At 40.1% G+C, this 14297-nt stretch carries 12 protein-coding genes; 6 read left to right on the top strand and 6 right to left on the bottom strand.

Annotated elements, in window-relative coordinates:
- Positions 1 to 138 precede the first annotated feature (138 nt).
- Both cysS and FZC41_RS00990 read left to right on the top strand, forming a co-directional pair.
- Entirely contained in the window at positions 139 to 1536 is a 1398-nt protein-coding gene (gene cysS / locus FZC41_RS00995; protein ID WP_148565514.1) for a cysteine--tRNA ligase, read from the top strand.
- Positions 1521 to 1976, top strand: a complete 456-nt coding sequence (locus tag FZC41_RS00990; protein WP_148565513.1) for a Mini-ribonuclease 3 — start codon at positions 1521 to 1523, stop codon at positions 1974 to 1976. The genes cysS and FZC41_RS00990 overlap by 16 nt, the downstream gene beginning before the upstream one ends.
- A gap of 57 nt (positions 1977 to 2033) precedes the next feature.
- On the opposite strand, the gene FZC41_RS00985 is transcribed toward FZC41_RS00990, so the two are convergent.
- Together FZC41_RS00985 and FZC41_RS00980 are read right to left on the bottom strand one after the other, a co-directional pair.
- Positions 2034 to 3428 carry an MATE family efflux transporter gene (locus FZC41_RS00985; protein ID WP_243136618.1) on the bottom strand — a complete coding sequence of 465 codons (1395 nt, stop codon included), beginning with the start codon at positions 3426 to 3428 and terminating at the stop codon, positions 2034 to 2036.
- A 180-nt stretch (positions 3429 to 3608) separates the two neighbouring features.
- Positions 3609 to 5291, bottom strand: a complete 1683-nt coding sequence (locus FZC41_RS00980) for a DEAD/DEAH box helicase (protein WP_148565512.1) — start codon at positions 5289 to 5291, stop codon at positions 3609 to 3611.
- Positions 5292 to 5544: 253 nt separating this feature from the next.
- Between FZC41_RS00980 and FZC41_RS00975 the strand changes: the two genes are divergently transcribed.
- Positions 5545 to 5955 carry a helix-turn-helix domain-containing protein gene (locus FZC41_RS00975; protein ID WP_148565511.1) on the top strand — a complete coding sequence of 137 codons (411 nt, stop codon included), beginning with the start codon at positions 5545 to 5547 and terminating at the stop codon, positions 5953 to 5955.
- A gap of 41 nt (positions 5956 to 5996) precedes the next feature.
- On the opposite strand, the gene FZC41_RS00970 is transcribed toward FZC41_RS00975, so the two are convergent.
- The 3 genes from FZC41_RS00970 to trhA form a co-directional block, all read right to left on the bottom strand.
- Positions 5997 to 7949 (bottom strand): NAD(+) synthase, encoded by a 1953-nt coding sequence (locus FZC41_RS00970; protein ID WP_148565510.1) that lies wholly within the window; start codon positions 7947 to 7949, stop codon positions 5997 to 5999.
- A gap of 355 nt (positions 7950 to 8304) precedes the next feature.
- The gene (locus tag FZC41_RS00965; protein ID WP_148565509.1) at positions 8305 to 9909 is read right to left on the bottom strand and encodes a CTP synthase; all 1605 of its coding nucleotides are present in this window, start codon (positions 9907 to 9909) and stop codon (positions 8305 to 8307) included.
- A gap of 183 nt (positions 9910 to 10092) precedes the next feature.
- Positions 10093 to 10737, bottom strand: coding sequence for a PAQR family membrane homeostasis protein TrhA (gene trhA, locus FZC41_RS00960; RefSeq protein WP_186855119.1), 645 nt, complete (start codon positions 10735 to 10737; stop codon positions 10093 to 10095).
- Positions 10738 to 10887: 150 nt separating this feature from the next.
- Here trhA and FZC41_RS00955 point away from each other — a divergent pair, with 150 nt between their 5' ends.
- Positions 10888 to 11472, top strand: a complete 585-nt coding sequence (locus FZC41_RS00955) for a DUF1836 domain-containing protein (protein ID WP_148565508.1) — start codon at positions 10888 to 10890, stop codon at positions 11470 to 11472.
- 4 nt (positions 11473 to 11476) lie between these two features.
- On the opposite strand, the gene FZC41_RS00950 is transcribed toward FZC41_RS00955, so the two are convergent.
- On the bottom strand, positions 11477 to 12148 hold the full coding sequence (locus FZC41_RS00950; RefSeq protein ID WP_148565507.1) for a DUF1638 domain-containing protein: 672 nt from the start codon (positions 12146 to 12148) through the stop codon (positions 11477 to 11479).
- A gap of 202 nt (positions 12149 to 12350) precedes the next feature.
- On the opposite strand from FZC41_RS00950, the gene FZC41_RS00945 reads away from it, so the two are divergent.
- Complete coding sequence (locus FZC41_RS00945; protein WP_148565506.1) at positions 12351 to 12923, top strand: 5-formyltetrahydrofolate cyclo-ligase; 573 nt, start codon at positions 12351 to 12353, stop codon at positions 12921 to 12923.
- 5 nt (positions 12924 to 12928) lie between these two features.
- Complete coding sequence (locus FZC41_RS00940; RefSeq protein WP_148565505.1) at positions 12929 to 14227, top strand: bifunctional folylpolyglutamate synthase/dihydrofolate synthase; 1299 nt, start codon at positions 12929 to 12931, stop codon at positions 14225 to 14227.
- The last annotated feature ends 70 nt before the right edge of the window (positions 14228 to 14297 follow it).

Here is a 14297-nt window from a genome sequence, read left to right as displayed (position 1 = left end):
CATCCTCTTCATTTCCTAATCATTAAAGAAATTTTCTTCCTAAAAAATTTTATCCATTGACACTTAATCTTATCTTTAGTGTATAATGTATTATCATAACACAATCAAGTTAAGAAATGAAATGAAAGGTTAAAATTTATGAAATTATATAATACCCTAACCCAGAAAAAAGAAACGTTTATTCCTATAGAGGCGGGAAAGGTGCGAATGTACGCCTGCGGCCCAACCGTATATAATTATTTTCATATTGGCAATGCCCGTCCCTTTATCGTATTTGATGTGCTTCGCCGCTTTTTAGAATATACCGGCTATGAGGTGACCTTTATTCAAAACTTTACCGATGTTGACGATAAAATTATCAATCGCAGCCATGAAGAAGGCATCACCCCTAAAGAAGTTTCAGAAAAATATATTCATGAATATTTTGTGGATGCCGATGCTCTCGGCATCCATCGAGCATCGGCCCATCCTAAAGTCAGCGAGCACATCCCTGAAATCATCGACATGATCAAAACTCTTGAAGAAAAAGGACTCGCCTACAATATTGACGGCAATGTCTACTATCATGTCGATCAGTTTAAAGAATACGGAAAACTATCAAAGCAATCCATTGATGATTTGAAATCGGGTGCCCGCATTGATATCAACGATGAAAAGAAAAGCCCCCTGGATTTTGCCCTTTGGAAGAAGAAAAAAACAGGCGAGCCGTACTGGGAAAGCCCCTGGGGCCAGGGCCGGCCGGGCTGGCATATTGAATGTTCAGCCATGTCAAAAAAACTTTTGGGTGAAACCATTGATATCCATGGAGGCGGTCAGGATCTGATTTTTCCCCACCATGAAAATGAAATTGCTCAATCAGAGGGTTCCTGTGGCAAACCATTTGCCAACTATTGGGTGCATAATGGCTATATCAATATTGACAATGAAAAAATGTCAAAATCCAAAGGTAATTTTTTCACGGTCCGGGATATTGCCAAAACCTTTGACCTGGAAGCAGTGAGAATGTTTTTATTGATGGCCCACTATCGAAGCCCCGTCAATTTCAGCGAACCTTTGTTACAACAGGCCGCTACGGCTCTTGAACGGCTCTATACCGCTAAATATCAAATGGTTTTCCTTTTGGAAAAGGCCGCCAATGACACCGCTTCTGAAAATGAAAAAGTTTGGATCGCCGCTCTGGATCAATACAAAAAAGCCTTTATCCAGGCCATGGAAGATGACATCAATACGGCCGATGCCATTTCCGTTATTTTTGAATTGGTCCGAGATCTCAACTCTTCGCTTGATGAGCATTCGTCGAAGCCAGCCCTTCTTGCCGGAAAAACGATTTTTAGGGAGCTCACCGACGTTTTGGGACTTGCGGTTAAGGATAAAGAAACAAATCTTGATACTGAAGTTGCAGCGCTGATCAAACAGCGTCAGACCGCCAGAAAAGCCAAAGATTTTAAAAGATCGGATGAAATCAGAGATGAACTTCTAGCCAGGGGAATTGTCCTGGAAGATACGCGTGAGGGTGTTAAATGGAAAAAAGCCTGACCGACCTGGAAACAATAAAATCAGCCCTGGATAAATCATTTACCAAAGCCCAGGCATCGGCCCTGAACCCTTTGGCTCTGGCTTATATTGGTGATGGTATTTATTCGGATGCGATTCGAAAATACCTAATCGGATGCGGCCACCAGAATGTGAATTTCATGACGAAAACCTCGGTAAAATATGTTCGCGCCAGTGCCCAGTCATTGGTCATTCATGCCCTTATCCCGGAACTGACTGAAGCGGAACACCGGATCGTTAAACGTGGCCGGAACACCAGCTCCCAGGTTCCGAAAAATGCCAAAGCGTCTGATTATCGTTACGCCACCGGTTTTGAGGCCCTAATCGGCTACCTTTATCTCAGCAGCGAAACCGATCGTCTCGATGCTCTGATTATCCAAAGCATTGAACTCGTTAATCAGCAGCTGGCTGCTAAAAAATAAAAGATCGCTTAAAAGAGCATGCTCTTTTAAGCGATCTTTTTATTGCTCTTTTCTTATTTATGAAATCGCAGCCACTGGATCCCAGGTACTGAATATCGTCCTTTTATAATATCGATACATATGAGACGCATAAGTCAAGCATACAATTTCTGAAATAATAAAACCATACCATACCAGATCCAACCCGCCGATACGAGCTAACAAATATGAAACCGGCAAAAGGAAAATCATTTGACGGATAAAGGATGCAATCATACTCACATGAGCCTTGCCGATGGCCTGAAAGCTGGTGCCGATCATGATGGACACACCCGCAACCGGAAACGCCAGACTGACCGTTCTGAGGCAATGAATACCAATCGTCATCATCTCTTCCGAAGGATTAAAGGCTGACATAATTTGAACCGGGAAAACCCAAAAAACCAGTGTTCCTAAACACATAAAGACCAGCGCAATGGTTGCTGCCACCTTAAGGGTTTCCCGATACCGTTTTTCATTTTTCGCTCCGAAATTAAATCCAAAAATAGGCATCGCACCTTGTGCCAACCCGAATATTGGCATAAAAACGAAGGACTGAACCTTGAAATAAATACCAAAAACAGCCACTGCCGACATCCCAAAAGTTGCCAGAATCAGATTATAACAGGTTATCATAACGGATGCCAAACCTTGCATGATAGCCGATGGCAAACCAACCTTTAAGATAACCTTGATAATGCTTCCATCATAATGAAATGATCTGAAATCCAATTTCAACAAATTGTTTTTGCCTTTAAAAACAACGAAAAGCATATAAATCATTCCAATAATCTGTCCAACTACCGTTGCAATCGCAGAACCTCTTACCCCTAAGGCTGGGAATCCAATCAAGCCAAAAACAAGAATCGGATTGAGAATAATATTTAATACCGCCCCGATGATTTGTCCAATCATCGGTTTAATCATATCGCCACAACCCTGGAGCATCGCAAAAGCAGCCTGGGTAATGATGCTTCCAAAACTTAACATCGTAACAATTAAAAGATAATCCCGCCCCTGAGAAATAATCAGTTCGTTATCCGTAAACAAACCGATAAACGTTTCTGAAATAAAAAAGCCGAGAACCACGATGACTAGTGATAAAATAATGGCAATAATAAATCCGTGTTCGGCTACATTTGCAGCTTCATCATTTTTTTTCTCACCCAAACGTCTTGAAATTGCCGAGTTGATCCCGACTCCCATTCCGACGCAACAGGAAATAATGATCATTTGGACTGGAAAGGCAAGGGAAACTGCGGTCAAGGCTTCTTCCCCCACTTGGGCGACAAAGATGCTGTCTACTACATTGTACATGGCTTGAATAAGCATGGAAATAATTGCCGGTAATGACATTAAAAAAAGCAGCCGGGGAATGGGAACGACTCCCAGCTTATTTTCTTTTTTAACTTGAGGGTCTTTCATTTGACTCATTAAGCCTCCTAAATATTTATTGAGACCACATAGAAAGTAAAAAGACAAACTTATTTAAGGAAGACATTCTTCTGTTTGTATCCCTCACAGCGAACAGGGAAACCCTGTTCGGCATGGTGGACACGCGACAATAAGAAATGAGCCTTAACTAAAGTTTGTCTGCAATCTAATTAATCTAATTTATTTCTTCTTTTTGGATATTTCTACTTTAACCTTACGGTCTTTGATTATTTTACCGTTTAATTTTTTTTCAACTTTTTTGGCCAGTTCTTCATCGACATCGACAAATGTAAATTTATCGTACATATCAATGTTGCCAACCGAAGAGGATGAAATACCGCATTCTCCACAGATAGCACCTAAGATATCACGTTTCTGAGCCTTGTCTTTTTCGCCTACGCTGATAAACAGACGCTTCGTTTTTTCAGGACCCGATCGGTGAGAACCACCTTCTCGGGATCCGCCTTCACGACGAACACGACCGTCTCTGCTGTCACGTCCATCTCTTCGTGGACTGCTATCAGAACGTCTTGGACGTCTTTCCACTGCATTAAGATCTTCGGCTTCGGATAATGGCAATTGTGACTGAAGCAATACAGCCGCAATGGTTTCTGGCGTGTAGCCTTTTTCCTTAAGGTCCTCAACTATTTTAACATAAACATCTAAGGTCCCTTTATTGCCATTGCCTTTTTCAGCGCGTATTGTAAATCGTTCATGGAAATGAGCGATCTTAATATCATTGATGACTTCGCTGGTTGGAATCAGGCCACGTTCAATGCTTTTCTTCGTGTAGTCCGTAATTTTCTTGAGTCTGAATTGGTCACGAGATCTGGCAAGAGTTAACGATATTCCGCTTTTCCCGGCCCGGCCGGTTCGACCAATACGATGCACATAATACTCTTCATTGTCCGGCACATCATAATTGAATACAATATCAACATCATCAACGTCGATTCCTCGGGCCGCCACATCAGTCGCAACCAGGATTTCAATTTGTCCTCGGCTGAACTGCTTCAAAACTGCCATACGGGACATCTGCCTCATATCACCATGGATTTTATCCACCGAGTAACCCAGTTTTTTCAAATCGTCAGTGATGTCATCGACATATTTTTTGGTGTTACAAAAAATCAGTGATCGTTTTGGTTTATACACTTCTAAAAGTCGAGTCAATGCCTCAAACTTATTATGGTCACTAATATTGAAGTATTTTTGTTCAATGCCTGGGGCAACCATGTTTTTAGGCGATATTTCAATCAGGGTTGGATTCTTTAAATATTTTTCAGCAATTTTTAAAATCGGTTTTGGCATTGTTGCTGAAAACAATGCGGTTTGGATATCATGTGCTATTTCATCAAGAATTAATTCAATATCCTCTCTGAATCCCATGTTTAACATTTCGTCTGCTTCATCCAAAATAACCATTGATATATCATTAAGTTTTAATGTTTTTCGTCGCATATGGTCCATTACACGTCCTGGTGTACCAACGACAATTTGTACTCCGGATTTAAGATCTCTAAGTTGTGCTTCAATCGAAGCTCCCCCATAAATAGGTAAAACCTTGACACCTTTTTGGAATTTTAGAACTTTTTTAAATTCGTCTGAGACCTGTACCGCCAACTCTCGGGTTGGGCAAAGAACTAAAACTTGTACTTTTTTTATAGTAGGGTCAAGCTTTGTAATGGCTGGAATAGCAAACGCAACAGTTTTTCCTGTTCCTGTCTGTGATTTTCCAATGAGGTCTCCTCCCATCATTAATTTCGGTATCGCTTGCTCTTGGATTTCGCTCATGTCTACAAAGCCCATTGCTTCGATGCCTTGCAGTAGTTGTTCATTAATCTCTAATTCTGTAAATTTCATTTAGTATCCTTTCTCGAATATATAACGTCTAATTATACATCAAATAAAACAAAAGAACAAGCAATGCTTTGTTATACTTAAGGAATAATGATTCTGATTCATATTGGATTTTAATTAGTTTCTCGTTTGGCACATTCAAATAAAAATACTATTCATCAGATAGACACATGGTGTATACTCTGCTTAAGAAACAATCTCAATAAGATTGACTTGTTTTTTATCTGAAAACTATAATTATTATTGGAGGAAGTCAATGTCAACTTTCGGAACACGATTAAAACGACTGCGTATTAACAGAGATATGACCCAGCAGGATTTTGCTGAGCATTTTGATTTAAACAAAAGTTCAATCTCTAAGTATGAGAAGGATAAAAACCTTCCTGAAAATCAATTGCTTGTTGAAATTGCAGATTATTTCGATGTATCGGTTGATTATCTTCTTTGCCGCACCGACAATCCCACATCATTAAACGATGCCAAGCTTAAATCTGAAGGCTCTTTGAATTCGACAGAGCAACTAACAAAACCGATGGAGATGAAAGATCTGCTGGGACTTTTCGGTTATGCCATGGTAAGTGCCGAAGGGAAAAAGGAAATTTTAGATTTCATCAATTTCAAACATGAAGTTCTGGTTCAGCATTATTCAAAAAAAGAAACGGAATAGACGTTTAGAAGAGACTGTTGTAAAACAGCCTCTTTTTTTTGCTAATTTTTGATTGTTGTCTCCATTTTTTTTAAACTCCCCAGCCATTGGGTTACACTGGCATCGGAAGGCATGCGCCAATCTCCTCGGGGTGAAAAGGATACTGATCCAACCTTCGGACCATCCGGCGAACACGATCGTTTAAACTGCTGGCTGAAAAAACGTTGATAAAAATTTTTCAACCATTTAAAAATAATTTTTTTCTCATAAACGTCTTCAAATGCTTTACCGGCTAAAAAATACACTTTTTCGGGTGAAAATCCATATCTCACTACTTGAAAAATGAAAAAGTCGTGCAGCTCATAGGGACCGACCGTTTCTTCCGTTTTTTGGGCAATTTTGCCGTTCTCATCCGGCGGCAACAGTTCCGGCGAAACCGGCGTATCCAATACATCATATAATATTTTTTGAATTTCATTTTCTTTAGAGTGCTCGGCTACCCATTCCACCAAATAGCGAATGAGCGTTTTAGGAACACTGGCATTCACATTGTACATTGACATGTGATCGCCATTATAGGTTGCCCAGCCAAGAGCCAACTCCGAGAGATCTCCCGTCCCAATGACAATTCCACCTAATTTGTTTGATAAATCCATCAGAATTTGAGTTCGTTCTCTGGCCTGAGCATTTTCGTAAGTAACATTGTGTAATGTTATCGGCTGTCCAATATCTTTAAAATGAGCTTTGCAAGCCTCCACAATGGAAATTTCATGAAAAGTTGCTCCCAGCCCCTTAATTAAGGCAACCGCATTATCGTAAGTTCGATCGGTGGTTCCAAAACCCGGCATGGTTACCGCATGAATTTTTTCTCTGGAAATATTAAATCGATCACAGATACTGACACATACCAGCAGTGCCATCGTGGAATCCAGGCCGCCTGATATCCCCACGATCATGGGGGCATTTCCAATATGCTTTAGACGACTGGCTAATCCCATGGTTTGGATATTAAATATTTCTTCGCATCGTTCACTGCGACGATTTGGATCTCTGGGAACAAAGGGATGAGGATTGACGTCACCCTCAAAATCATCTGTTTCTTGCGTTTCGAAGATGATGCAGCGGTAAGGTTTCGCTTTAATTAAATCCATTGAATCTAAAAGGGTATGTTGTGATTGGCGGTCGTGGATTAACGACTCAATATCAATTTCTGCCACTAAAATTTCATTTCCGAGATTGAATTTTGGCAGTTCTTTAAGTAACACGCCCTTCTCGCAAATGATGGCATTTCCGCCGAAAACCAAATCGCTTGTCGATTCTCCGAATCCAGCCGACGTATACAAATAAGCTAGATTACATCGGCCCGACTGCGAACGAATTAATTCACGTCGATAGTCACTTTTTCCGACAATTTCATTGCTGGCTGATGGATTTAATATAACTGTTGCACCTGCTAAGGCATGAAAACTTCCGGGCGGAATCGGCATCCATAAATCCTCGCAAATTTCTATTCCAATTACAAATTCTTCCATCTGCGCATTTTTAAACAGCAAGTCTGTACCAATTGGAACGGTCTGTGAACCAATGGTGATTTCCCTTTGCACGAGTGCTTTTGAAGAAGCAAACCAACGTTTTTCATAAAATTCCTGATGATTGGGAATATAGGTCTTAGGAACAATTCCCAATATTCTGCCATCATTAACGGCTGCCGAACAATTGTATAAACTGCCGGCGATGACTAATGGCAGCCCCACCACAATGAGTATTTTTTTTCCGTCTGACCACCGGCATAAATCATCCAAAGCGTTTAGCGCATTTTTTTGAAGCTCCCGTTGGAAAAACAAATCACCGCAGGTATAACCGGTGAGGCAAAGCTCGGGAAACAGCAAAACCTCAATGCCTTGATTAAAGGCCGTTGTTGCCAATGAAATTATTTCCCCAACATTATATTCACAATCTGCCAATTTTAATTTAGGAACAGCACAAGCTGTTCGGACAAAACCATATTTATGCATTTGTTTCACCTTTTATTTTTTATTTCTCATTAAATATCAATCAATGTCTTTCATTATATCCCCATTTATGATTCATGACAATCTTATTTTATTTTCCACAGCCTGTGCTTAATTCTTGTTTTTTTATACACAATTTTGTGTTCCTATATTTCGCCCATACTTTGGCTCTATTGGTTCTTTTGAAACCTTTTAAACCGATTTATCAACAGTATCCACAGGTAAAGTGCGAGTTGTCCACAATATTCCCCGCTTTTTATCAACAGAATTAAAGTTATCCACAGTTTATCTTACTTATACATCTTGTGTTTTTGGCCATAAAAAAAATCAAGATCTAGGATCTTGATTTTTTTGTTCGTTATTTTTTTGCTGCTAAGGCTGCTTTGATAAAGCTTTTGAACAGTGGATGTGGCTTATTTGGGCGTGATTTGAACTCTGGATGTGCCTGGGTTGCAACAAACCAAGGGTGATCTTTAATTTCTATCATTTCAACAAGAACCCGATCAGGTGACATTCCAGAGAAAACAAGGCCTTTTTCACTAAGAATCTCAAGATATTCATCATTCACTTCATAACGATGTCGATGTCGCTCATTGATGTTTTTCTCTCCATAGGCTTCCAAGGCCTTCGAGCCTTCCAACAGTTCACAGGGATAAGATCCCAGGCGCATAGTTCCACCCATATTGATAACCTTTTTTTGCTCTTCCATCAGATTAATCACCGGATAAGGCGTTTCTGGATCCAGTTCAATACTATGAGCCCCTTTAAGCCCTGCCACATTTCTGGCAAACTCAACAACTGCAAGTTGAAGCCCTAAACAAAGACCTAAAAAAGGAATCTTATTTTCACGGGCGTACTGGATTGCATGAATCTTACCTTCCACACCGCGATGACCGAAGCCCCCCGGCACAAGAATACCGTCTAAATCCTTTAACATTCGGGCAACATTTTCTTCATTGATGTCTTCTGAATGAATCCATTTTATGACCACCTCAGAATTATTGCCAATACCGCCGTGGCGCAATGCTTCTGCAACAGACAGGTAGGCGTCATGCAGCTCGACATATTTTCCAACTAAGCCAATGGTAACTTTATTTTCAAGGCTTTTTGCTTTTTTAACCAAATCTTTCCATTCTCTTAAATCCGGTTCACCGCACTCGATATGCAATTTTTCACAAACCAATTGTGCCAAACCTTCTTTTTCAAGGATTAATGGTACTTCGTACAGTTCAGCAGCATCAATATTGGTAACCACCGATTTTTTATCCACATTACAGAAGAGGGATATCTTTCCTTTTAAGCTGTCATCCACTTCCTTTTCAGATCGAAGAACGATAATATCCGGTTGAATCCCAATACTACGCAGTTCTTTTACCGAATGTTGGGTCGGTTTCGTTTTTAGTTCTCCAGCCATTTTGAGGTAAGGCAACAGAGTCACATGAATATACAATACATTCTCAGCTCCCAGATCTCCCTGAAACTGACGAATAGCCTCCAGGTATGGAAGACTTTCAATGTCCCCAACGGTTCCACCAATTTCAGTAATAACCACATCCGGATGGCTATACTCCGTTACGCGGAGAATGCCATCTTTAATTTCGTCCGTAATGTGTGGGATTACTTGAACCGTTCCGCCCAGATAATCACCGCGACGTTCTTTGGAAATAACATTCCAATATACTTTTCCTGTCGTTACATTGCTGAACTTGGAAAGATTTTCATCGGTAAAACGTTCATAGTGTCCCAAATCCAAATCGGTTTCAGCCCCGTCATCAGTAACGAATACTTCCCCATGCTGATAGGGACTCATAGTTCCCGGATCAAAATTCAAATAGGGATCGAATTTTTGAATGGATACCTTAAGCCCTCTTGCTTTAAGCAGTCGTCCCAATGAGGCACTTGTAATACCCTTTCCAAGAGAAGATACTACACCACCCGTGACAAAAATATACTTTGTTTGCATTAATTCCATGCTCCTTTTTCTTTTACATTTTCTTTATTCCACAATAAAAAATCACCACAAAAAATTGAGTTTTTTTTTTGCAGTGATGCAATTAATAACACTATTCTATTCTAACTTTATATAAAATCACAATAAGAATTTGCTTACATAATTAAATTACTCATTGATTATAGCATTTTTTTTCTAAAGAATAAAGAAAAAAACGCAAATAAAATGACAAAGCGATCCTAAAATTACAAAAATATGAAATAATTCATGAAATCCAAAGTCTTTTGACAAATTCGGCTTTTTCATGGCGTAGATAACCCCGCCAACCGTGTACATCACGCCACCCCCAATTAGCAGTAAAAAGCCAGCGAGAGAAAGGGCATAATAAAGAGGCACTAACACAAATAATGCAAACCATCCCAGAAAAATATATAAAGCCGTCCCTAGCCAGCGAGGCATTTGAATCCAGGCCACTTTGAGTACAATCCCAAGGATCGCCACGCCCCAAATTGCGATCATCATTACCATCCGCATGGTCCCGGTCAGACAAAGCAGACAAAATGGTGTGTAGCTGCCTGCGATGAGAATAAAAACCATGGAATGATCCAGTTTTCTTAAACGCAGGACCTTCTCCTCACTGCCAAGGGAGGCATGGTAGGTAAAACTTGTAAAATATAAACAGATCAGTCCGAGACCAAAAGCAAGAACTGAAGCCACGGTCAGCGGAGTCACATTATTTTCTGCTATAATCAGCCAAAACATGGCAATAACGCCTATCACTGATAGTATTCCCCCGATAAGATGGGTTAAAGCATTAATTGGATCACGAAATCGATTCATAATACATCCTTTCATACATAGTTTCAATAACCATGTAATATTATTTTTTAAATATATCATATATGCGCAATAACTGTCAAATGAATTTGCCTATTGTTTTTTTTGTATTATTCGTTTATTATAATAAGAAACGCTTACAAAGGAGCTCTTATGAACGAACAATCGTTAAAGACTGCAATAACAGAACTTGAACTGACAAAACATATGGAACTCAGCAGTATTCCAAACATCAGCTTATATATGGATCAGCTTACCACCCTTTTTGATCAAAACCTTTCCCATAAAAAACGTCATCCGGAAGACAAACTTCTCACCAAGACAATGATCAATAATTATACTAAAAACAAGCTTCTAAAACCTGCTGAAAAAAAGAAATATACCCGGGATCATATTATTCTCATGGTGTTGCTCTATGAACTAAAGCAAATTTCCAGCATGGATGACATCGAAGCCCTTTTCTCAATGATCCCGGCTCAGGAAGACCCGCAATATCTTGACGCCTTGTATCAAACTTATTTAGACTGTGATGATCAACTTCTCGCAGACTTTCCCGCCGAGGTGCAGTCTATTTTTTCCGCTGTCAAAGAAAAAACCACCCCTTCAATTTCTGGAGAGTGGCTAAATGAAGAAGATATTGAAAAAACGAATACCCTTCTCACGGCGCTTTTACTTTTTCAAACAGGGGTTCATTATAAACGGCTTGGCGAAAAAATAATCGATGAATTGCTCAAATAAATGCTTATGCTTTTCTTACGGCAACTCCGTCAAAATCATCTTTACTGGTTGGACGCCCTGGCGAAACCACGCAAAATTCGTCATCCCATTGTCCCAAAACGAGTTTTTCTAAAGGTGAAATATTTCCCTGACTAATGACCACCTCTAGTCCAATCAATTTTCCAATATCATTAACCCGTGGCAGAGCCTCTTTAACATCATAGGCACCGGTATCAATCAGCATCAGATTCTTGTAATTCTTAAACATAATGTTCGTAACCATTTTTGCGCGTTTTTCGCCATATTTTTTAAGGTTATGTTCGTATTCTTTATCTAAAGATTTATCACCCCGCAGCCATCCCTGAGTTAAAAAATATGTGTTCGTCCGGATCCGCTCAAGGTTACCTTTTTCACTCAAGAGAATATCAATACAATCTCCGTACCTGGGTATGATGATCGTCGCCTTTTCACTTTTTAAACCTAAAAGTCCATTGCCACAGTTGCCATAAGCGAACAAAAGCTCATCATAATACCCTTCGGCCTTGTTTATTTCTACCTGTAGCGCATCTCTTAATCGCTCTGGAGAGTCATGAAGATTATTTGGCATCCAAACGGTCTCCATCTCGATACCCTGCTTTTTCATTGCCAATTCAACCTCATCACGTATGGTTTCACAAACGATTAATAGTCTTTTCATATAAATTTTGCACCTTTTTCTGTTAGCTTTTTCGAAAGCATTAATAAAGAAATTTTTTTCTTCTATAACATCAAGTATAACCATCTTTTCTTTGTTTTCAAGACAATATTATGATAAAATTTCCTCTTGATATTTTTTTTCCATGCAGAACTTTGTGTTATAATGGCATCGTCAATAAATCTATAGTACGAGGAGAATAAAAATGGATAAAACATTATTTCGAAAAGAAATATTAACGCGGCGAAAAGAAATTTATTCCGCCGATACCGATACCAAAATCATCAATAATTTTTTAGCCAGCGATCTTTATAAAAATGCTGACTGGATCATGGCTTATGTCAGTTTTGGAACAGAAATCTATACGCATGATTTTATAAAAAAAGCCCTGGCTGATGGCAAACACATCGTGGTGCCCATTTGCAATCCTGATCACACCCTCACCTTATCAGAAATTGTTAACTTTCCCGCAGATCTGGAAGAAGGCCATTACGGCATCTTGGAAGTGCGTAAAGATTGCTTACGGATTGTCGATGCCAAACAACTTGATCTGGTTATGGTCCCGGGTTGTGCCTTCAGCCCCTGCGGACACCGGATGGGTTTTGGCGGCGGTTATTATGACCGGTTTTTAGAAACCATCAACGATGATTGTGTTACTGTTGCGCTCATTCGGGAAGATTTTATTTTCGATGAAATTCCCATGGAAGAGCATGATAAAAGCGTCAACTACATGGTTACTGAGAAATGTCAGACCTGTTGTGCCACTCAGGAGGACTAATAAAAATGAACATAACCGAAGCCATCAACTACATCGAAGGTACGCACAAGTTCGGCACCCGACTGGGACTTGAAAGCATGAAAAATCTGCTTAATGAAATGGGCAATCCTCAGGACAAACTTAAATTTATCCACGTTGCCGGTACAAACGGAAAAGGTTCCACGTCAGCCATGATTGCCGCCACATTAAAAAACGCCGGTTACAAGACTGGTCTTTTTACTTCACCTTTTCTGGAAAATTTTAACGAACGCATACAGCTGAATAATGTGCCCATCGATGACGAAAGTCTCGTTGCTGCCACCAGCTTTGTAAAAGAACGAATCGAAGTCCTGCTTACCCAGGGCGAACCCCATCCAACGGAATTTGAAATGGTCACTGCGGTCGGACTCCAGTATTTTTATGAAAAACGCGCCGACATCGTGGTGCTTGAAGTCGGCTTGGGAGGACGCCTTGATGCCACCAATATTATTAAAGATCCGGTTGCCGTCGTCATCATGAGCATCAGTTTGGATCACACCGATTATCTCGGTGAAACCGTCGCTGAAGTCGCCTTCGAAAAAGCTTCTATTATTAAGGAAGGCTCCGATGTGGTTGTTTATCCTCAGGATCCTGAAGCATTAAAGGTCATTCTTGATTTCGCCAAATCAAAAAATGCATCCGTGATACTGGCAGATCCTAAGGACATTTCCATTGAAAGTTTTGACGGCCATTCCCAAACCTTGAAATATCTGGGCGACCATTTGGATCTGGATACTTTTCAGCTAAAACTATTAGGCAGTCATCAATCCCTTAATTGCCTTACTGCTCTTGAAGTGATTGCGTTGCTGATTAAAAAGGGTTATCACATCAATTCCGATCATATTAAAACGGCATTATCCGCGGTTACTTTCCCCGGACGTTTCGAAATATTTTTAGAATCCCCGGTTGTCCTTATTGATGGTGCGCATAACAGCAATGGGATTCAAGCCTTTGTAAAAAACATGAACCGATACTTCCCCGGAAAAACAATCAACCTGTATTTCGGAATGCTGGCAGATAAGGATATTGAAGTCTCCTTGTCATTCTTGGTTCCCATTGCCACCACCATTCATACCCTGACGCCCAACAGCGATCGAGCGATGCCGGCAGAAACAATGGCGGCCCTCATTCATGATAGCTACAGAAAAACCGTTGATTTTTATGATACCATGGATGCGGCCGTCAAAAGCATCGACCTGACTAAAAAAGATGAAGTCAATGTTTTTGTCGGTTCTCTCTATATGATCGGAGAAGCCCGAACTTTGATTCGCAAGAATTTAATGTAATCAAAAAAAGACAAACCTAAATGGTTTGTCAGAGGTTGTCAACAAAATCGTCCTGGAGATAATTGCAAAT

The organism is Acetobacterium paludosum (genome assembly GCF_008086595.1).
In the GTDB taxonomy this organism is placed as follows: domain Bacteria; phylum Bacillota; class Clostridia; order Eubacteriales; family Eubacteriaceae; genus Acetobacterium; species Acetobacterium paludosum.
The sequence above is the reverse complement of the archived record's forward strand: the minus strand, read 5'-3'. Positions and strand labels throughout refer to the sequence as shown.